The organism is Pseudomonas fluorescens (assembly GCF_902498195.1).
GTDB lineage: Bacteria > Pseudomonadota > Gammaproteobacteria > Pseudomonadales > Pseudomonadaceae > Aquipseudomonas > Aquipseudomonas fluorescens_BU.
Window position 1 is genome coordinate 243,906 of sequence record NZ_CABVIY010000001.1, and the last position, 20,786, is coordinate 264,691.

A 20,786-nucleotide genomic window follows, 5' to 3' on the forward strand; every position below is an offset into this window, starting at 1 on the left:
AAAACTTTTGTGTGAGTCTGCCATGTTCAAATTTTCTGCCCATGAGTATCCCTACGCCTCACAACGTCAAAGTGTCTTCGCCAAGCGTGGCATGGTCGCCGCTTCACAGCCGCTGGCCGCCGAGGCCGGGATCGAAATCATGCGTCGCGGTGGCAATGCCATCGATGCCGCCATCGCCACGGCCGCGGCGCTCACCGTGGTCGAGCCCACTGGCTGTGGCATCGGCGGTGATGCCTTTGCGCTGGTCTGGACGCAAAACAAATTGCACGGCTTGAACGCCAACGGTGCGGCCCCGCAAGCCTTGAGCATCGACGCGGTGAAAGCCGCCGGCCATGAAAAGATGCCGTTGCATGGCTGGACGCCGGTGACCGTCCCAGGCTGCCCGTCGGCCTGGGCGGAATTGTCCACGCGCTTTGGCCGACTGCCGTTTGCCGATGTGCTGCAACCGGCGATCAACCTGGCGCGGGATGGTTTTCCGGTGTCACCGGTGGTTGCCCTGCAGTGGCAAACCGCGCTGGAGGATTTCACGCCGGACCGTAGCGAAGTCCTTGAGAGCTGGTTCGAGACCTTTCTGATCGACGGCCGCGCGCCCCGTGCCGGTGAACTGTTTCGCAACCCGGCGCAGGCCCGGACCTTGAGTGAACTGGCCGCCACGGGGTGTGAAAGTTTTTATCGCGGTGCGCTGGCGCAGCGGCTGGATGCCCACTCCCGGGCCACGGGCGGTTACTTGCGTGCCAGTGACCTGAAGGATTACCGCGCGCAATGGGTCGAGCCGATCAAGGTCAACTATCGCGGTGTCGATGTCTGGGAGATTCCACCGAGTGGCCAAGGGCTGGTGGCGCTGATGACGTTGAAGATTCTCGAGGGCTTCGACTTCGATCATCGCGACAGCCAGCAAACCTGGCACCGCCAGCTCGAAGCCATGAAGCTCGCTTACTGCGATGGCCTGCACTACATCACCGATCCTGCGCACATGCGGGTTGCCGTGGACGACTTGTTGAGCGACCACTATGCGGCTCATCGCCGGGGGCAGATCGGTGAGCGGGCCGTGGCGCCGCAGCCGGGCGACCCCCATGCCAGCGGCACGGTGTACCTGGCCACCGCCGATGGCGAAGGCAACATGGTTTCCTTCATCCAGAGCAACTATCACGGTTTCGGTTCCGGCGTGGTGCTGCCCGACAGCGGTATCGCCCTGCAGAACCGGGGAGAAGAATTCAGTCTTGATCCCGGGCATTCCAATTGCCTGGCCCCGGGCAAGAAAACCTTCCATACCATCATTCCAGGGTTCCTCAGCAAGGACGGTGAGGCGATGGGGCCGTTTGGCGTCATGGGTGGCTACATGCAGCCGCAAGGGCACGTGCAGATGGTGATGAACCTGGTGGACTTCGGGCTCAACCCGCAAGCGGCCCTGGATGCGCCGCGCTGGCAATGGCTGGGTGGACTGAAGGTCGGTATCGAACAGGACGCATCGAGAGACCTGGCGGCGGCATTGGCACGCCGGGGGCATGCGGTGGAAGTGGCCTGCGACGTCACCAGTTACGGGCGGGGACAGATCATCCTGCGCGATCCTGAAACGGGTGTGCTATGCGGGGGTACCGAACCGCGTACGGATTCACATATTGCTGTGTATTGAGGGAGGAAAGGGCGGTGAGGGTGCGATGCCTTCACCTGCCTCGCAGCGAGCATTTCATGATGAATGATCACCGCAATGTGCGGGGCGGAGGCAGGGGGAACGGGGGGCGTCGTCCTTGACGCCGACGCAGCTTAGAGATTATGCGATTGATTCTCAAGTGCTATTTGCCATTACTTTGCCCCATTGATCAAAGGCATCTCTTGCCAACAAATATTCTTTTGATATGATCCGCGCCATCGAATTTGCGGCACCTAAAGACTTCATTAGCCTGAAGCCATAAGCCAGAAAACTGGCAAAAAAAGACCCGGCAAAAAGCCGGGTCAAAAACCGTGATTAGCCTGATGAGGAGATAGTCCAGGAGACCGACCTAAGGTCCCTGGTCCATCGACTGATCTCGCGACCAGCTGATGCAATAATAATCATTCTCGTTTGCAAGTCAAACATTTTTATCTGCGCGATCGGAAAATTCTTTCCAGTCCTCTCTTTTTGCATCTTCGCTTCAACCGTTCTGATGCCTCTCCAGCGACCGGTCCACCATGGCTTTGGCCATGTCGATCATATGCACCGCCGAAAACGCCAGGTCCCGGTTTGTTCCGTGCAGGTGACTGGCTGATTCATAGGCCGTGGCTGCCGCGCAACGCAACAGGTCCGAGGCGTGGACCAGCGCCTCCTCGCTGCTGATATTTCGGTTCACATCAAAGAAACGCGCCCCGACCTCTTCCTCTGAAACAACTGGTTTCAAGTAGTAGTCCAGCGCGCGCTGTGCGGCCGCCGACCCTTGGGGGGAGGTGAGGGACGTGTCGATGGGTATATCCGGCAGTTCGTTGGCAGGTTGGGTCATGATGATGGCAAAGCTCCGTGATAGGTTCAGATCCGTAAGCTCATACTAATACGATCTGTATTTGTGACCATAAATTAAATACTACAATTTGTGTTTTGATGGCCGGAGGCGCCCACGTATCGTGCCGCACATGGATAAATGGATTGAATTGGTCAAGACCAAGATGAGTGAACTCAAAGTCACTCAAGAGATACTCGCCGAGCGCCTCGGGATGTCCCAGGGTGGCGTCGGGCACTGGCTGACGAAACGCCGCCAGCCAGGCATCGACGACATGAATCGCGTCCTGCAGGCGCTGGGCCTGGGGTTTCTGGAAGTGGCGCTGGTGATCAGGGAACCTCAGGACGCCCAGGACGAGGAACTGTCCCTGACGCAAAAATACAATCCGTACTTTCGCTACCCGGTCAGCGATTGGCGGGAAACGAGTGAGGTCCGCGATGGCGAACAGGGGCAATACCGTTTCGAACTGTCCGACTATCACGCACAAGGCGCGGCGTTCTGGCTGACAGTGGTGGGCGATGCGATGACAGCGCCCAGTGGCCTCAGCATTGCCGAGGGCATGTTGATCCTGGTGGACCCGGATGTGGAAGTCGAGCCCGGCAAACTGGTCATCGCCCAATGGGCGAACAGCAGCGAGGCAATGTTTCGCAAGCTGATCGAAGAGGGCGGGCAGCGTTACCTGGTCCCGCTCAATCCGACATACCCGAAAGCCCTGTACACCGAAGAGTGCCGAATCATCGGCGTGGTGGTTCAGGCGACCGTCAAGTTCTGATCAGATCGGTCCTCGGCGGGTGCAGGACCGATCTTCATTTCAGGCCTCTTCCAACTCGACCAGCGCACTGCCTTCACTGACCATCTCGCCTTCCTGGCAATACAGCGCCTTGATCACGCCGGCGTGGGGCGCGCGAATGCTGTGCTCCATCTTCATCGCTTCCAGCACCACCAGTTGCGCCCCGGCTTCGACCGTTTGCCCGGCCTCCACCAGCACGCGCACGATGCTGCCGTTCATGGGCGCGGCCAGCCCGCCATGATGGCTGTGACTGGCTTCAACGGCGCTGATCGGGTCATAGGGCTCGATGCGGCGCAGTTCGCCTTCCCATTGCAGGTATACGAATTCGCCACGGCGAATCGCCCGGTGCTGGCGGCGCACGCCGTCGTGTTCGGTCAGCAGATGCTCGCCCTTGAGTTGTGCGCCGTGACTGTCGGGCGCGCCCAGCGTCAATGCGCGGTCCTGGCCTTCACAACTCAGGTGCAGGGTGATTTGCGCTGGCAACCCGGCCCGGAAGCCGTTGCCGACGGCCCATGGCGAACTCGAGTCATCGCTACGCGGTGCGCGGTGCTGGCTCTGGGCAAATGCCTGGGCGGCGGCTTGCCAGAATTCATCACTGAGGTCCGAAGGCGCCGGCAGAAGTTGTTCCTGATAGCGCGGGATAAACCCGGTATCCAGTTCGGCGGCGGCGAACGCTGGATGCGCAATGATCCGGCGCAGGAAGTTGATGTTGGTCTTGAGGCCGCCAATGGCGAACTCATCGAGCATGCTCAGCAGGCGCAAGCGTGCCTGTTCGCGGTCTTCGCCCCAGGCAATCAGCTTGCCGAGCATCGGGTCGTAGAACGGCGAAATTTCATCGCCTTCTTCGACACCGCTGTCCACCCGGCGACCCGCGCCCGGCGCGGATTCACGGTACAGATCCAGGCGACCGGTCGCCGGCAGGAAGTCATTGCCCGGATCTTCGGCATACAGCCGTACTTCAATCGCATGGCCGATCAGCGGCACCTGGTCCTGGGTCATCGGCAACGCTTCGCCACGGGCCACGCGGATCTGCCACGCCACCAGATCGAGGCCGGTGATGGCCTCGGTGACCGGGTGTTCGACCTGCAGGCGCGTGTTCATCTCCATGAAGAAGAACTCGCCGCGCGCATCCAGCAAAAATTCCACGGTGCCGGCACCGACGTAACCGATGGCCTGGGCCGAACGCACGGCGGCTTCGCCCATGGCGCGGCGCAGTTCCGGGCTCAGGCCGGGCGCCGGCGCTTCTTCGACGACTTTCTGGTGCCGGCGCTGAATCGAGCAGTCACGTTCGTTGAGGTACAGGCAGTGGCCGTGTTGATCGGCGAACACCTGGATTTCCACGTGGCGCGGCTTGAGCAGGTACTTCTCCACCAGCATCCGCGAATCGCCGAACGACGACTGCGCTTCACGCTGGGCCGAGGCCAGGGCTTCGGCCAGCTGGCTGACGTCCTCGACCACTTTCATGCCTTTGCCGCCACCCCCGGCGGTGGCCTTGAGCAGCACCGGGTAACCGATGCGTTCGCAGGCATCGCGGAAGGTGTCGAGGTCTTGCGCTTCGCCGTGATAACCCGGCACCAGCGGCACGCCGGCGGTTTCCATCAGGGCCTTGGCGGCGGATTTGCTGCCCATGGCGTCGATGGCCGAGGCGGGCGGGCCGAGGAAGATCAGGCCGGCCGCTTCAATCGCGCGGGCGAACCCGGCGTTCTCCGAGAGAAAGCCATAACCGGGGTGGATCGCCTGGGCGCCGCTGGCCTTGGCCGCCGCGATCAGTTTGTCGATTTGCAGGTAGCTGTCGGCGGCCTTGCTGCCGCCGAGATCGACGCGGATATCGGCTTCGCGGCTGTGCCGTGCGTCACGGTCGGTGGCGCTGTGCACGGCCACGGTGGTCAGGCCCAGGGCCTTGGCGGTGCGCATCACCCGGCAAGCGATTTCGCCGCGGTTGGCCACCAGCAGGGTAGTGAGGACGGGTGCGCTCATCAACGCGACTCCTTGGGGGTGATTGCGGCTTGCCAGCTCGGCGCACGTTTTTGCAGGAAGGCGCGCAGGCCTTCCTGGCCTTCGGGGCTGACGCGGATGCGGGCGATGGCGTTCTCGGTGTAGCGGCGCAGCGCCGGGAGCAGCGAGCCGTCGCCGACTTCACGCAACAAGTCCTTGCTGGCCCGCATGGCGGCGGGGCTGTTGAGCAGCAAGTTGTCGATCCACTGTTCGACGCGCTGTTCCAGCTCGGACGATGGATAGCTCTCCGACAGCAGACCCAGTTCCCGCGCCCGTTGGCCGTCGAAGCGTTCAGCGGTCAAGGCATAGCGGCGCGTGGCGCGTTCGCCGATGGCTTGCACCACGAACGGGCTGATCACCGCCGGGGCCAGGCCGATGCGCACTTCCGACAGGCAGAACTGCGCGTCATCGACGCCGATGGCCATGTCGCAGCAACTGATCAGGCCCAGTGCGCCGCCAAAGGCTGCGCCTTGCACCACGGCCAGGGTCGGGAGTTTCAGTTTGGCCAGGTTGTACATCAACTCCGCCAGTTCCCGGGCGTCGTCGAGGTTGGTGTGGTAGTCGAGCTCGGCCGATTGCTGCATCCACGCCAGGTCGGCGCCGGCGCTGAAATGCTTGCCGCGACCCCGTACCAGCAGGAAACGCAGGCTGGCATCGCTGGACACGTGGTCCAGGGCGATGATCAGTTCGCGGATCATTTCGGCGTTGAACGCGTTGTTCTTTTCTTCGCGGCTAAGCCACAGGGTGGCAAAGCCCCGTGGGTCGGTCAGCAGTTCGAGGGTGTTGAAGTCGCTCATATTCTTCCGTTCTCCACGGTCTTTGTGGGAGCGGGCTTGCTCGCGAAGAACGATAACGCGGTGCATCAGATAAACCGCGGTGAATCCTTCGCGAGCAAGCCCGCTCCCACAAAAAAAATTACATCCGGAACACGCCGAAGCGGCTCGGTTCGATTGGCGCGTTCAGCGACGCCGACAGGGCCAGTCCCAGGACATCGCGGGTCTGTGCCGGGTCAATGACGCCGTCGTCCCACAAGCGAGCGCTGGAATAGTAAGGGTGGCCCTGTTCTTCGTACTGATCGAGGATTGGCTGCTTGATCTCGGCTTCCTGCTCGGCGCTGAAACCCTGGCCGCTACGTTCGGCCTGCTCGCGCTTGACCTGCACCAGCACGCCGGCGGCCTGTTCGGCACCCATCACGCCGATGCGCGCGTTCGGCCACATCCACAGGAAACGCGGGTCGTAGGCTCGACCGCACATGCCATAGTTACCGGCACCGAAACTGCCGCCGATGATCACGGTGAACTTCGGCACCTTGGCGCAGGCCACAGCGGTCACCAGTTTCGCGCCGTGCTTGGCGATGCCGCCGGCCTCGTATTTCTGCCCGACCATGAAACCGGTGATGTTTTGCAGGAACAGCAGCGGAATGCCGCGCTGGCAGGCCAGTTCGATAAAGTGCGCGCCTTTCTGCGCCGCTTCAGCGAAGAGGATGCCGTTGTTGGCCAGGATCGCGATCGGGTAAACGTGCAGGTAGGCAAAACCGCACACCAGCGTGGTCCCGAACAAGGCCTTGAACTCGTCGAACACCGAGCCGTCCACCAGCCGCGCAATGACTTCGCGCACGTCGAAGGGTTGCTTGGCATCGGCCGGCACCACGCCGTACAACTCGTCGCTGCTGTAGAGCGGAGCAATGGGCGTGCGTTGCTGCACCTCACCGAGCTTGCGCCAGTTGAGGTTCGCTACGCTGCGACGGGCGATGGCCAGGGCGTGTTCATCGCTCTCGGCGTAATGGTCCGCCACGCCGGAAATCTTGCAGTGCACGTCGGCCCCGCCGAGGTCTTCGGCGCTGACCACTTCACCGGTCGCGGCTTTCACCAGCGGCGGGCCGGCGAGGAAAATCGTCGCCTGCTCGCGCACCATGATCGCTTCGTCGGCCATCGCCGGCACATAGGCGCCGCCCGCAGTGCAGGAGCCCATGACCACGGCAATCTGCGGGATACCCAGGGCGCTCATGTTGGCCTGGTTGAAGAAAATCCGGCCGAAGTGCTCACGGTCCGGGAAGACTTCATCCTGGCGCGGCAGGTTGGCGCCACCGGAGTCCACCAGGTAAATGCAGGGCAGGCGGTTCTGCTGGGCGATGGTCTGGGCGCGCAGGTGTTTTTTCACGGTCAGCGGGTAGTACGAGCCACCCTTCACCGTGGCGTCGTTGGCGACGATCATGCATTCGACGCCTTCCACGCGGCCAATCCCGGCAATCACGCCAGCGGCCGGAACGTCTTCGCCATACACCTCGTAGGCCGCCAACTGGCTGATTTCGAGGAATGGCGAACCCGGATCGAGCAGGCGATTGATCCGCTCACGGGGCAGCAATTTACCCCGCGAGGTGTGGCGTTCTTGCGCCTTCGGGCCGCCACCTTGCGCCACTTGGGCAAGCAGGGTGTGCAGGGCGTCGACCTGTTTGAGCATCGCCGCGCTGTTGGCGGCGAATTCCGCTGAACGGGGGTTGAGCTGGGTATGCAGGGTAGCCATGGGCAGCTCCGTTAGCGGGTTTCGTTAAACAGTTCGCGACCGATCAGCATGCGACGGATCTCACTGGTGCCAGCACCGATTTCATACAACTTGGCGTCACGCAGCAGGCGACCGGCCGGGAATTCGTTGATGTAACCGTTGCCGCCGAGAATCTGGATCGCGTCGAGGGCCATTTGCGTGGCGCGTTCGGCGCTGTAGAGGATCACGCCGGCGGCGTCCTTGCGCGTGGTTTCGCCGCGCTCGCAGGCCTGGGCCACGGCGTACAGGTAGGCCCGGCTGGCATTTAGTTGGGTGTACATGTCGGCGACCTTGCCCTGGATCAGCTGGAACTCGCCGATGCTTTGGCCGAACTGCTTGCGGTCGTGGATGTACGGCACGATCAGGTCCATGCAGGCCTGCATGATCCCGGTCGGGCCGCCCGAGAGCACCACGCGCTCGTAGTCGAGGCCGCTCATCAGCACCTTCACGCCACCGTTGAGTACGCCGAGGATGTTTTCTTCCGGCACTTCGACGTCATCGAAGAACAGCTCGCAGGTGTTGGAGCCGCGCATGCCGAGCTTGTCGAACTTGTTGCTGCGGCTGAAGCCTTTCCAGTCGCGCTCGACGATGAAGGCGGTGATGCCGTGGGGGCCTTTTTCCAGGTCGGTCTTGGCGTAGATTACATAGGTGTTGGCGTCCGGACCGTTGGTGATCCAGGTCTTGCTGCCGTTCAGCACGTATTTGTCGCCGCGCTTATCGGCGCGCAGCTTCATCGAGACCACGTCGGAACCGGCATTCGGTTCGCTCATCGCCAAGGCGCCGATGTGCTCCCCGCTGATCAGCTTCGGCAGGTACTTGAGTTTCTGCTCATGATTGCCGTTGCGGTTGATCTGGTTGACACAGAGGTTGGAGTGCGCGCCGTAGGACAACGCCACCGAGGCCGAGCCACGACTGATTTCTTCCATCGCCACCACGTGGGCCAGGTAACCCAGGCCGGCGCCGCCGTACTCCTCTGGAACCGTGATGCCCAGCAGGCCCATGTCGCCGAATTTGCGCCACAGGTCAGCGGGGAACAGGTTGTCGATGTCGATCTGAGCGGCGCGGGGGGCGATCTCTTTGGCGACGAAGGACTGAACCTGATCGCGCAGCATGTCGATGGTTTCACCGAGGGCAAAATTCAGGGATGGGTAGCTCATGGGTCACCTTTTGGCTTTTTTGTCGGGTGGGGAGGGCGGTGGTTCAGCTCTCACCTTTACGTTAACGTAAGCCTGTGACGAATGGCTGTCAATCACCCTTTACGTTAACGTCAACTTGAGCGAGAGTAGAGGCAGTTCAAGATAGAACGCGGGCCACCATTGTGGGAGCGGGCTTGCTCGCGAAAGCGCTGTGTCATTCAACGTTGATGTCGACTGACACAGCGCTTTCGCGAGCAAGCCCGCTCCCACAGGGGGCACCGCCGGTAGCCCATAAATAAAGACAATAGGGGTCGTCATGGATCAACCCAGTGCAAGCCCGCAACGCAGTTACACCCGTGGTTCCCAGGACAAAGCCTTGCTGGCGATGACCATCGGCCAGGCGTTCGAGAACACGGTCGCGCAGTACCCGGACGGGGAGGCGCTGGTCGTGCGGCATCAACAGTTGCGCTACACCTGGCGGCAACTGGCGCACGCCGCGGACCTGCACGCCAGGGCACTGCTGGCGCTGGGCCTGCAGGCCGGTGACCGTCTTGGCATCTGGGCACCCAACTGCGCCCAGTGGTGCATCACCCAGATCGCCACGGCGAAAATCGGCGTGATCCTGGTCAACATCAACCCGGCCTACCGCAGTTCCGAACTTGAATACGTGTTGAAGCAATCCGGCTGTCAGTGGCTGGTGTGCGCCGGGGCTTTCAAGACCTCCAACTACCACGCGATGCTCCAGGGCCTGGTGCCCGAGCTGGCGGAGCAACCCGTCGGCAAGTTGCACAGCGAGCGCCTGCCCGAACTGCGTGGCGTCATCAGCCTGGATGCGCAGCCCCCAGGCGGTTTCGTGCCCTGGGCGCAACTGGCGGATCTGGCCGGCAGCGTATCGGACCAACAACTGCACGAACGTCAGGAGAGCCTGCATTTCGACCAGGCGGTGAACATTCAGTACACCTCCGGTACCACCGGTTTCCCCAAGGGCGCGACCCTTAGCCACTACAACATCCTCAACAACGGTTACATGGTTGGCGAAAGCCTCGGCCTTACCGCCGCTGATCGCCTGGTGATCCCCGTGCCGCTGTATCACTGCTTCGGCATGGTGATGGGCAATCTGGGTTGCATCACCCACGGCAGCACCATGATTTATCCCAATGACGCCTTCGATCCGTTGCTGACCCTGAATACTGTCGCCGAAGAAAAAGCCACCGCGCTGTACGGCGTGCCGACCATGTTCATCGCCATGCTCGATCAGCCGCAACGCGCGGAATTCGACCTGTCGAGCCTGCGCACCGGGATCATGGCGGGGGCGACGTGCCCTATCGAAGTGATGCGCCGGGTGATCAATGAAATGCACATGAGCGAAGTGCAGATTGCCTACGGCATGACCGAAACCAGCCCGGTGTCGTTGCAGACCGGGCCGTCCGACGATCTGGAGCTGCGCGTCACCACGGTGGGCCGCACTCAGCCGCAGCTGGAAAGCAAGATTATCGACGAAGCGGGCAACCTGGTGCCGCGCGGCACCATCGGCGAACTGTGCACCCGGGGCTACAGCGTGATGCTCGGCTACTGGAACAACCCGCAAGGCACCGCCGAGGCGATCGACCAGGCGGGCTGGATGCACACCGGTGACCTGGCGAGCATGAACGACGAGGGTTATGTGTGCATCGCCGGGCGCAACAAGGACATGATCATTCGTGGCGGCGAGAATATTTACCCGCGAGAGCTGGAAGAGTTCTTCTTCACCCACCCGGCCGTGGCCGACGTGCAGGTGATCGGTATTCCATGCTCTCGGTATGGCGAAGAGATTGTCGCCTGGATCAAGTTCCACCCGGGGCACAGCGCGAGCGAACAGGAGTTGCAAGCCTGGTGCAAAGAGCGCATCGCGCACTTCAAGACGCCGCGTTACTTCAAGTTCGTGGAAGAATTCCCGATGACCGTGACCGGCAAGATCCAGAAATTCAAGATGCGCGAGATTAGTATCGAGGAGTTGCGCATTAATAAGGCATGACCCAAAACCTGTGGGAGCGGGCTTGCTCGCGAATACGGTATACCTGTCGACACATGCGCTGGCAGGCACTCCGCATTCGCGAGCAAGCCCGCTCCCACAGGGTTTTGCATGATTATCTAAATCGCAGACAGCACAAAGGGGAGCCGAGGCTCCCCTTTAATTGTCGTTGCGCGTGCTCTTTTTTTATTATTGAGGGGCGGTCTGTTTTTGTTTTTGGCAACCGTTGCCCTTTACCGCTGTTTTTGGCGATCCCCATCCGGGATCAAGAGCAAACGTATTTTTTTGAGCGCTGATCTACTTTTTCGCTGAGCGATCCAACCAGTTCGGGAGCTACCTGAAGGTAGTTTTATTGTTCTCTGCCCGGTTGCGGGTTACTCCGAAAAGCACCCTGAAAAGCACATCTTCTCCAAAAAAATCTGTTAGCTGCGTCTCTGCCGTGTTGTTTTTGTTATGTCAGAGTCGTTACGTCTTGTTTTTATTAGGTGTGTCGCAATTTTTTATTCTTGTTGTGCCATAGAGATAGCAGTTCCCGTGCCAACTTTTAAAAACCCTTTAAAATCAACAACTTAGTATTTTGTGGGATTTTTCTCTCAGGGAATCCCTGACAATTTGTTTCCGTGTTACTCGCTGCCGCCCACATTTTCAGCGTGGGCGGTAACACCCGGACACACCCGCACACTCACTGCGCGTTACGGGCCTTGGCCACACGTGAACCGGTCGGGCGCCCCAGCACAGAGCAAATTTGCTGACCGGCCAGGATCAGCGCGTCCAGGTCGATGCCGGTGTCGATGCCCAGGCCGTTGAGCAGGTAAACCACGTCTTCGGTGGCGACGTTACCGCTGGCGCCCTTGGCGTAGGGGCAGCCACCGAGCCCGGCGATGGAGCTGTCGAACACCGAGATGCCTTCGAGGAGGCTGGCGTAGATGTTGGCCATGGCCTGGCCGTAGGTGTCGTGGAAATGCCCGGCCAGTTTTTCCCGGGGGACATCGGCCGATACCACCTCGAACATCCGGCGGGTGGCGCCAGCGGTGCCGGTGCCGATGGTGTCGCCCAAAGACACTTCGTAGCAGCCCATGGCATAGAGCTCGCGGGCGACCCGGGCGACCTGTTCGGGGGCGACCTGACCTTCATAAGGGCAACCCAGCACACAGGACACGTAACCGCGCACACTCACGCCGTGCTGTCGGGCGGCGTCCATGATCGGCACGAAACGCTCAAGGCTTTCGCTGATCGAGCAATTGATGTTGCGCTGGGAAAAGGCTTCGGACGCCGCGGCGAACACCGCCACCTCCTTGACCCCGCAGGCAAGGGCATCCTCAAAGCCACGCAGGTTGGGCGCGAGTGCGCCATACGTGACGCCGGGCTTGCGCTGGATCTGCGCGAAGACCTCGGCGGAACCGGCCATCTGCGGCACCCATTTGGGCGAGACGAAACTGCCGACTTCTATATAGCCAAGGCCCGCGGCCGTGAGCGCGTCGACCAGTTGCACCTTGTCGGCGACGCTGATGGGTTGGGCTTCGTTTTGCAGGCCGTCGCGGGGGCCGACTTCGACCAGGCGTACGTGGGTGGGAAGGGACATGGGTAATTCACCTGTATTAATGGGTGAACGACGATCCCGTGTGGGAGCGGGCTTGCTCGCGAAAGCGGTGGGTCAGTCGACATCCCTGTTGGATGAAAAGCCGCATTCGCGAGCAAGCCCGCTCCCACACGGGATCGTCGTATGATTATTGAATGGCCTGTTGATTCTTGAGGGTCTGCTCCAGCGCCTGCACACAGCGCTCTTCAGCCGTGTCCAGCTCGAGTTTCATCTGTTCGATGTCCAGCAGCTGCTGTTCCAGCTGTTCCCGGCGCTCGCTGATTTTTGCCAGCATGCTGTGCAGTTGCTTGGTGTTACCGCTGGACGGGTCGTAGAGCTCGATCAACTCGCGGCATTCGGCCAGCGAAAAGCCGATGCGCTTGCCCCGCAGGATCAACTTCAGGCTGACCTTGTCCCGGGGCGAATAGATGCGTTCCTGGCCTCGGCGTTCGGGGCTGAGCAAGCCTTGCTCTTCATAGAAGCGAATGGCCCGGGTGGTGATGTCGAGCTCGCGGGCGAGGTCGGAAATGCTGTAGGTCTGGCTGCTCATGGGCGCGCTCGCAAAAGGTCATGGCGCTAAGCTAATGGCAGGTTGACGTTTACGTCAAGGGGCAGGGGTTTTCAGTGTCGTCGCGGGCCTCTTCGCGAGCAAGCCCGCTCCCACATTCAACCGCGCTCCTCCAGAAAGAACGCGTTCAGTGTGGGAGCGGGCTTGCTCGCGAAAGGGGCAGCGCGGTGGAGCGTCCTACACCTTCTCCAGCTTCTTCTCATGCGCCGTCACTTGCTGGCACAACTCGATCATCTGCTCGCGCATCCAGCGGTTGGCCGGGTCCTGGTCGGTGCTTTCGTGCCAGTAGAGGTGGGTTTCCACCGGTGGCACATCGTTGACCGGCAGGCTGAAGGCGTGCAGATCGTTTCGGCGGGCGAAGCGTTCCGGCACGGTCATCACCATGTCGGTCTGTTGCAGCACTTGCGAAGCCATCAGGTAATGCTGGGAGCGCAGGGCGATCTTGCGCTGGATGCCCATCTTGCCCAGGGCCAGGTCGACATGGCCCAGGCCGCTGCGACGGCTGGAAATATGGATGTGCGTCAGGCCGAGGTAATCATCAAGGGTGAATTTTTCTTTCGCCGCCAGCGGGTGCCCCTTGCGCATCGCACACACGTAGCGATCTTCCATCAACTTGACGTGGCGTACCTGCGGGTCGGTGTTGAGCGGCGCATCCACGGCGAAGTCGAGGCGACCGGCCGCCAGTTCCTTGGTGGTCTCGCGGCGCTTGGACAGGAAACTCTCGATGATCACCGTCGGCGCGAGGCGACGCAGGCGCTGGAACAGCGGCGGCAGGATCACGGCTTCGGTGAGGTCGGTCATGCTGATGCGATAGGTCTTGACCGCCTGCAGCGGGTTGAAAATGCGGCTTTCCTGCACCGATACCCGCAGCAGCGAGAGGGCGTTGCGCACCGGGCCGATGATGTTCTGTGCCATCGGCGTGGGCACCATGCCTTGGGCCGTGCGCACGAACAATGGATCGTTGAAGGTCTCGCGCAGGCGGGCCAGGGCGTTCGACACCGCTGGCTGAGTGATGCCGACAATCTGCCCGGCACGGGTCAGGTTGGCTTCCGTGTAGATCGCGTCGAAGACGATGAAAAGGTTGAGGTCGACCTTGCTCAGATTCATATACGCGGCTCTCTTATTGTGTGGACGGGTAGCCGTGGCTATCAGTCGATCATATATCGGTGATGAATGTTAATACACGCCGAGAATAGGCTAGGTAAATTTTCATGGCTGTTCTAGCATCGATTGCATGACCTAAACAACCTCCCTCAAGAAGGTAGCTGCTCATGGATTTCGCTTATTCGCCCAAGGTTCAGGAACTGCGTGAGCGCGTGACCGCGTTCATGGACACCTACGTTTATCCCGCTGAAGCCGTGTTCGAGCGTCAGGTTGCCGAGGGCGACCGCTGGCAGCCGACGGCGATCATGGAAGAACTCAAACTCAAGGCAAAGGCCGAGGGCCTGTGGAATTTGTTTCTGCCTGAGTCGGAACTGGGTGCCGGCCTGACCAACCTCGAATACGCGCCGCTGGCGGAAATCATGGGCCGCTCGCTGCTCGGTCCGGAGCCGTTCAACTGCTCGGCGCCGGACACCGGCAACATGGAAGTGCTGGTGCGCTACGCCAACGAAGAACAGAAACAGCGCTGGCTCGAACCGCTGCTGCGCGGCGAGATCCGCTCGGCGTTCGCCATGACCGAACCCGACGTTGCCTCCTCCGATGCCACCAACATGGCGGCCCGCGCGGTGCGCGATGGCGATGAGTGGGTGATCAATGGCAAGAAGTGGTGGACTTCCGGCGCCTGCGACCCGCGCTGCAAGATCCTGATCTTCATGGGCCTGAGCAACCCTGATGCGCCGCGTCACGCCCAGCATTCGATGATTCTGGTGCCGGTCGATACCCCTGGCGTGAAGATCCTGCGTCCGCTACCGGTGTTCGGCTATGACGATGCCCCCCATGGTCACGCCGAAGTGCTGTTCGACAACGTGCGGGTGCCGTACGAAAACGTCCTGCTGGGCGAAGGACGCGGCTTCGAGATTGCCCAGGGTCGCCTTGGCCCTGGCCGGATTCACCACTGCATGCGCTCGATCGGCATGGCGGAGCGCGCGCTGGAACTGATGTGTAAACGCTCGGTGAACCGCACGGCGTTCGGCAAACCCCTGGCGCGCCTGGGCGGCAACATCGACAAGATCGCCGACTCGCGGATGGAAATCGACATGGCGCGCCTGCTGACGTTGAAAGCGGCCTACATGATGGACACCGTCGGTAACAAGGTGGCGAAGAGCGAAATCGCGCAAATCAAGGTGGTGGCGCCGAACGTGGCCTTGCGGGTGATCGACCGGGCGATCCAGATTCATGGCGGGGCAGGGGTGTCGAACGATTTCCCGCTGGCGTACATGTATGCGATGCAGCGCACCCTGCGCCTGGCCGACGGCCCGGATGAAGTGCACCGCGCGGCGATCGGCAAGTTCGAGATCGGCAAGTACGTGCCCAAAGAGATGTTGCGTAGCGGCCAGTAAGTTCGAGTCGCCTGCCATTCGCGAGCAAGCCCGCTCCCACAGGATTTACGCTAGCCCTGTGGGAGCGGGCTTGCTCGCGAAGACGTCAGGCCCATCACCACAGAAACATCAGATTCAATACACCCAAACCTCAACCCGCCGATTCTTGATCCGCCCCTCATCCGCGCTGTTGGCCGCCACCGGCATTTGCGCGCCGAAGCCGCGAATCTCGCGCAACACCACGCCGCTTTTCACCAGCTCCCGTCGCACGGCCATGGCCCGCAGTTTCGACAAGAGGTCGGCCCGCGCCAGGTCGCTCTTGGCATCGCCGAATCCCACCAGCGTCACCTGCCGGTCGGCTTTGTCATGCTGCTTTATATAGTCGAGCACCCGCGACAGGTCCTGCCGGGCCTTGTTGTCGAGGCTGGCGCTGCCTTCCTCGAAACGGAAGTTCACCGTCAGCCGCTGGGCGTGACGGCTCAGTCCCTGGTAACCCTCGGGCATCAGCGCATTCGGGACGACGGCCATGGCCTGCACGGTCTGGGCGATAAAACCGTTGGCGGCCACGATCGCCTGACCCTGGCTGCTTTGCGCGAACGTCACCAGCGCCTCGGCCCAGGGGTTTTTCCCGTTCGGCGGCAAGTAAAGAAACAATCGGCGGGACAGCGGATAGTCTTCGGTGGCGATCAGGCTGCGCTGCGGCAACATGGCCTGGGATTGGCCGTCGACGATCGCCACGGCTTTGGCCTGGCGCACGTAGGGCAGGCCGATGAAACCGATGCCTTGCGGGTCGAGGCTGATCGCGTCGGACAATTGCTCGCTGGATTCGAAACGTTTCGCGGCGCTGCCCAGGGTTTTCCCGCGACCGCTGAGCACCAGTTCCTTGAACGTATCGTAGGTGCCGGACTGATCGTCCCGCGCATACAGATGTATCGGCCCGCCGCTGGCACCGACGTCTTCCCAGGTGTTGGCGTCGCCACTGAAAATGCGCGCCAGTTGCTCGGTGTCGAGCTGGTTCAGTGGATTGTCCGGATGAACAATGATCGCCAGGCCGTCGATGGCGATGACCTGTTCGGCGCCGGGGCTTTTCAGGTCGCCCAGCGCCTGGAGGTCCGCCACCTCGCGATCCTTGATTGGGCGCGAAGAAGCGGCGAGATCGGCGCGGCCGGTCTTCAGTGCACTGAAACCGGTGCTGGAACCGTGGGCCGCCAGTTCCACCTCGACCCGGCGTCCCTGGACGGTTTCACCGACGATGCGCAATTCATTGGCCGTGTCCGGGGTCTCGCGGTGTACGTTGACCAGGCCCTGCTGGCGCAGCAAGCCTTCGACCAGCGCCGGGCCCAATGCCGCGCCGATGGTATTGGAACCCTGGATGCGCAGCACCGGGCCCCGTTCGGGCAGGGGCAGGCTGCTGGCTAGAACCGTGAGCGGCAACCAGAGCATCAACAGGAACAACCCGCGCAGCGTCATGCCGGCACCTTACATAGCGAAAGAGGTGTCGGGAGATTAAGTCAGTAAGGTTTCCGAAATATGACAGATCAAAGGATCGCAACCTGCGGCAGCTCCTGTAGGAGCTGCCGCAGGCTGCGATCTTTTACTTTCAGCTCAATTCAAGCCAGATCGGCGCATGATCCGAGGGCTTTTCCATGCCGCGCAGTTCGTAGTCCACGCCCGCATCCTTGACCCGTGGCAGCAAGCCGTGGGACGCCAGGATCAAGTCGATCCGCAGGCCACGCTTGGGCTCGTCTTCGAACCCGCGGCTGCGGTAGTCGAACCAGCTGAAGCGATCGGCCACGTCCGGGTTGAGGTGGCGGAAGCTGTCCACCAGGCCCCAGTTTTTCAATCGGGCCATCCATTCGCGCTCTTCCGGCAGGAAGCTGCACTTGCCGGTTTTCAGCCAGCGTTTCATGTTGTCCGGGCCGATACCGATGTCGCAATCTTCCGGGGAAATGTTCACGTCGCCCATGACCACCAGCGGCTGGTCGTTCTTGAACTGGCTTTCCAGCAGTTGCTGCAAGTCGCTGTAGAAGCGTTCCTTGGCCGGGAATTTGGTGGGGTGGTCGCGGCTTTCGCCTTGTGGAAAGTAGCCGTTCATGATGGTCACCGGCACGCCATTGGCATCGGCGAAGGTGCCCCAGATGAAGCGTCGTTGCGCGTCTTCTTCATCGGTGGCGAAGCCCTTGTGCAAGGCAAGCGGTTCCTGGCGCGAGAGCAGGGCAACGCCGTAATGGCCCTTTTGCCCATGGAAATACACGTGGTAGCCCAGGGCCCTGACTTCATCGAGTGGGAATTGGTCGTCGTGGACTTTGGTTTCCTGCAGGCCGATCACATCGGGCTGGTGCTTTTCGATCAGCGCCGCCAGCTGATGGGGACGGGCGCGCAGCCCGTTGATGTTGAAGGAGACAATCTTCATGGTCGGCAGTCCTGGCAAAAGGGCGATGCTAGCTGACATGCGGGGTTGGGGCCAGTGTCGGGATGGGGTCTTCAGTCAGATCTTTATTGACTGTTCCGGCCTCTTCGCGAGCAAGCCCGCTCCCACAGGGTTCGAGTCTGGTCTATACCTTTGTGGGAGCGGGCTTGCTCGCGAAGGCGCCGCCCGATCCACGCTGATTTCAGATCACAACGGAACTGTGCAGGCACCGCCAGGCTCGTACCCATAAGAAAGAGCGCAGCCACCCGAGCCGCGCCGGGGAGATCAACCGTCATGCCCGAAACCTCCACCGCCATCGCCGATATCCACATGCTCGACAGCGGCTATTCCCGCGAAGCGCGTTCCCTGCTGTACCAGGCCTACCGGCACGAGCCGACATTCGGCTACCTGTTCGAGTCGGAGCGCCCAGGCTATGAACAGCGCGTGCGCGCCACGGTGCGGGAACTGGTCAAGCAACACTTCCTGCAGGACTTGCCGGCCATTGGCCTGCTGGTCAACGACCGCTTGATCGGCATCGCCCTGATCGCGCCGCCGCAACGGCGGCTGGGCATCACCGAAAGTTGGGCCTGGCGCTTGCGGATGGTGCTCAGCACCGGTTTTCGCTGCACCCGCCGCTACCTTGAGTATCACGATGCGGTCGCGGCGTGCGTGCCGTCGGATTCGGTGCATGTCCTGCCGTTGCTGGGGGTCCATCCGCAATTCCAGGGCAAACACTTTGGCGAGCAGCTGCTGCAAGCGGTGCATAACTGGTGCGCGGTGGATGAACACTCTCAGGGGGTAATTCTCGACACCGGCAATCCGCGCTACCTGGAGTTTTACAAGCGTCAGGGCTATGAGGAAATTGGAGAGGTGGCCGTAGGACCGATCCGCGAGCACGTATTTTTCCACCCCAACCCTCAAGTCGTGCAGAGCGCCACGGCATAAGAGCGAGAACTTCTCGGCCGCGCCAGGCTCTATCACGCTCCCATGTTGATCAACCATGCACGTGATAGCATCCGCGCCTATGAAGTTTCCAGGAAGAATTACCAGTGGCGTGCTCATGCTGATCAGCAGCTGCGCGGCACTGGCCCAAAGTGAATTGGATGTGCGGATCAAACCGTCCAACGATGCACTGAAAGCCAATATAGAGGGCTATATCGGCAGTCTCGGCGATCGTGACGAAGAGGCCTTGCTGCGCTTCAGTCGGGGTGCCGAAGAGCAGGCGCGCAAGGCCGCCCAGGCCCTGGGTTATTACCAGCCGCAGATCGACAGCAAGGTGACGGGAGGCAAGACCCCGCACCTGATCCTCGACATCGACCCCGGCGAGCCGGTGCATTTGCGCAACGTCACTATCCGTGTCGATGGCCCGGCGGCCTCCCTCAAATCCTTTCGTGTGCCCAAGAGCCATGCCTTGCAAACCGGTGCGGTGCTCAACCATGGCCAATACGATGACGCCAAGCGGCTGATCCAGAACCAGGCCTCGCGCTACGGCTTTTTCAGCGGCCATTTCACCCGCTCGAAGCTGTCGGTCGACCCCCGGGCCGGCGTGGCCGATATCGAGTTGATCTATGACAGCGGCCCGCGTTACTCGCTGGGCAAGATCAGTTTCGAAGGCGATACCCCGTTCGACGAAGACCTGCTGCAACGCATGGTGCCGTTCAAGGAAGGTACGCCGTATGACTCGGAGCTGATCGCCGAACTCAGCCAGGCGATGCAGTCGAGCGGGTATTTCGAAAGCGTGCGGGTCGATGCCGCGCCGACAGCCTCGAAAAACAATGTGATCCCCGTCGACGTCAAGCTTGAAACCCGCAAGCCGCGCACCATGGGGCTGGGCCTTGGGTACTCCACCGACGTCGGTCCGCGGATCAAGGCCAACTGGACCCGGCACTGGGTCAATCCGCAGGGGCATAGCTATGGCTGGGAGACCGAAGTCTCTGCGCCACGGCAAAACGTCGGGGTGTTCTACGACATCCCGCTGGACCCGCCGCTGACCGACAAACTGCGTTTCGCCGGCGGCTATCAGAACGAGGAAATCGCCGACAAGGACAGCCTCAGCAAACTGCTGACGGTGGGGCCGGAATGGCACAGCAAGTTGCCCAGCGGCTGGCAGCGGGTGGTGTCGCTGAAGTGGCAACGCGAGGAATATCGGCTGGGCGACGACTCCGGGCTCAGTACGTTGTTGATGCCCGGCGTGAGCTATACGTACCTCAAGAGTGACAATCGCATCGATCCACACAACGGCTATCGCCTGGCATTTGAAACCCGCGTGGCCAAGGAAGGCTTGGGTTCGGACAACAACTTGCTGTACGGCACGGCACTGGTCAAAGGCTTGACCACGGTCTTCGACAAGCACCGCTTCCTCGGTCGGGTGCAGGTCGGCGGCAGTGCCACCAACGGCTATACGTCGGTGCCGCCGTCGCTGCGGTTTTTCGCCGGTGGCGACCAGAGCGTGCGCGGTTACGATTATCAGAGCCTGTCCCCGGAAAACAACCAGGGCGACCGCATCGGCGGCCGGTACATGGTCGCGGGCAGCGTCGAATATCAATATTCGGTCGCCGAGAAATGGCGGGTCGCCACGTTCGTCGACCAGGGCAATGCCTTCAATACCCTCGAACTGCCGAGCCTCAAGACCGGCGTCGGTATCGGCGTGCGCTGGGTCTCGCCGGTCGGGCCGATTCGCCTCGACCTGGCCCATGCGCTGGACGACGATGGCGGCATCCGATTGCACTTTTCCATGGGGCCTGAGCTGTGAAGCCTGTTTTTGTAAAGCGTGGCCTGGCAATCACGCTGCTGGCGATTCTGACG

The 20,786-nt window shown here is 61.5% G+C and carries 16 protein-coding genes; 6 read left to right on the forward strand and 10 right to left on the reverse strand.

Going from position 1 to position 20,786, the window contains the following annotated elements:
- The first annotated feature begins 22 nt into the window (after positions 1–22).
- Entirely contained in the window at positions 23–1,633 is a 1,611-nt protein-coding gene (locus F8N66_RS01085) for a gamma-glutamyltransferase family protein (RefSeq protein ID WP_150768418.1), read from the forward strand.
- Positions 1,634–2,132: 499 nt separating this feature from the next.
- Here F8N66_RS01085 and F8N66_RS01090 read toward each other — a convergent pair whose 3' ends face one another.
- The gene (locus tag F8N66_RS01090; protein ID WP_150768419.1) at positions 2,133–2,474 is read right to left on the reverse strand and encodes a DUF6124 family protein; all 342 of its coding nucleotides are present in this window, start codon (positions 2,472–2,474) and stop codon (positions 2,133–2,135) included.
- A gap of 130 nt (positions 2,475–2,604) precedes the next feature.
- On the opposite strand from F8N66_RS01090, the gene F8N66_RS01095 reads away from it, so the two are divergent.
- Positions 2,605–3,243, forward strand: a complete 639-nt coding sequence (locus F8N66_RS01095; RefSeq protein WP_150768420.1) for a LexA family protein — start codon at positions 2,605–2,607, stop codon at positions 3,241–3,243.
- 39 nt (positions 3,244–3,282) lie between these two features.
- Here F8N66_RS01095 and F8N66_RS01100 read toward each other — a convergent pair whose 3' ends face one another.
- The 4 genes from F8N66_RS01100 to F8N66_RS01115 form a co-directional block, all read right to left on the reverse strand.
- Positions 3,283–5,238, reverse strand: coding sequence for an acetyl/propionyl/methylcrotonyl-CoA carboxylase subunit alpha (locus F8N66_RS01100; protein ID WP_150768421.1), 1,956 nt, complete (start codon positions 5,236–5,238; stop codon positions 3,283–3,285).
- Positions 5,238–6,053, reverse strand: a complete 816-nt coding sequence (locus F8N66_RS01105) for a gamma-carboxygeranoyl-CoA hydratase (RefSeq protein WP_150768422.1) — start codon at positions 6,051–6,053, stop codon at positions 5,238–5,240. The genes F8N66_RS01100 and F8N66_RS01105 overlap by 1 nt, the downstream gene beginning before the upstream one ends.
- 118 nt (positions 6,054–6,171) lie before the next feature.
- Positions 6,172–7,779 (reverse strand): carboxyl transferase domain-containing protein, encoded by a 1,608-nt coding sequence (locus F8N66_RS01110; protein WP_150768423.1) that lies wholly within the window; start codon positions 7,777–7,779, stop codon positions 6,172–6,174.
- 11 nt (positions 7,780–7,790) lie between these two features.
- Positions 7,791–8,954, reverse strand: coding sequence for an isovaleryl-CoA dehydrogenase (locus tag F8N66_RS01115; protein ID WP_077045893.1), 1,164 nt, complete (start codon positions 8,952–8,954; stop codon positions 7,791–7,793).
- 295 nt (positions 8,955–9,249) lie between these two features.
- Here F8N66_RS01115 and F8N66_RS01125 point away from each other — a divergent pair, with 295 nt between their 5' ends.
- Positions 9,250–10,947 carry an AMP-binding protein gene (locus F8N66_RS01125; RefSeq protein WP_150768425.1) on the forward strand — a complete coding sequence of 566 codons (1,698 nt, stop codon included), beginning with the start codon at positions 9,250–9,252 and terminating at the stop codon, positions 10,945–10,947.
- Between the two features lie 679 nt (positions 10,948–11,626).
- On the opposite strand, the gene F8N66_RS01130 is transcribed toward F8N66_RS01125, so the two are convergent.
- The 3 genes from F8N66_RS01130 to F8N66_RS01140 form a co-directional block, all read right to left on the reverse strand.
- Positions 11,627–12,526, reverse strand: coding sequence for a hydroxymethylglutaryl-CoA lyase (locus F8N66_RS01130; RefSeq protein ID WP_150768426.1), 900 nt, complete (start codon positions 12,524–12,526; stop codon positions 11,627–11,629).
- A gap of 145 nt (positions 12,527–12,671) precedes the next feature.
- Positions 12,672–13,073: a MerR family transcriptional regulator gene (locus tag F8N66_RS01135; protein WP_150768427.1), complete on the reverse strand. Its 402-nt coding sequence runs from the start codon at positions 13,071–13,073 to the stop codon at positions 12,672–12,674.
- Positions 13,074–13,268: 195 nt separating this feature from the next.
- On the reverse strand, positions 13,269–14,198 hold the full coding sequence (locus F8N66_RS01140; protein ID WP_150768428.1) for a LysR family transcriptional regulator: 930 nt from the start codon (positions 14,196–14,198) through the stop codon (positions 13,269–13,271).
- A gap of 164 nt (positions 14,199–14,362) precedes the next feature.
- On the opposite strand from F8N66_RS01140, the gene F8N66_RS01145 reads away from it, so the two are divergent.
- Positions 14,363–15,592, forward strand: a complete 1,230-nt coding sequence (locus F8N66_RS01145) for an acyl-CoA dehydrogenase (RefSeq protein WP_150768429.1) — start codon at positions 14,363–14,365, stop codon at positions 15,590–15,592.
- Between the two features lie 114 nt (positions 15,593–15,706).
- Here the strand turns inward: F8N66_RS01145 and F8N66_RS01150 are convergent, their stop codons facing one another.
- Both F8N66_RS01150 and xthA read right to left on the reverse strand, forming a co-directional pair.
- Positions 15,707–17,041: a substrate-binding domain-containing protein gene (locus tag F8N66_RS01150; protein WP_150768430.1), complete on the reverse strand. Its 1,335-nt coding sequence runs from the start codon at positions 17,039–17,041 to the stop codon at positions 15,707–15,709.
- Positions 17,042–17,171: 130 nt separating this feature from the next.
- Complete coding sequence (gene xthA, locus F8N66_RS01155; protein WP_150768431.1) at positions 17,172–17,984, reverse strand: exodeoxyribonuclease III; 813 nt, start codon at positions 17,982–17,984, stop codon at positions 17,172–17,174.
- A gap of 291 nt (positions 17,985–18,275) precedes the next feature.
- On the opposite strand from xthA, the gene F8N66_RS01165 reads away from it, so the two are divergent.
- On the forward strand, positions 18,276–18,926 hold the full coding sequence (locus F8N66_RS01165; RefSeq protein ID WP_150768433.1) for a GNAT family N-acetyltransferase: 651 nt from the start codon (positions 18,276–18,278) through the stop codon (positions 18,924–18,926).
- 79 nt (positions 18,927–19,005) lie between these two features.
- A complete protein-coding gene (locus F8N66_RS01170) occupies positions 19,006–20,733 on the forward strand; it encodes an autotransporter assembly complex protein TamA (RefSeq protein ID WP_150768434.1) in 1,728 nt (575 codons plus the stop codon).
- Positions 20,734–20,786 lie beyond the last annotated feature (53 nt).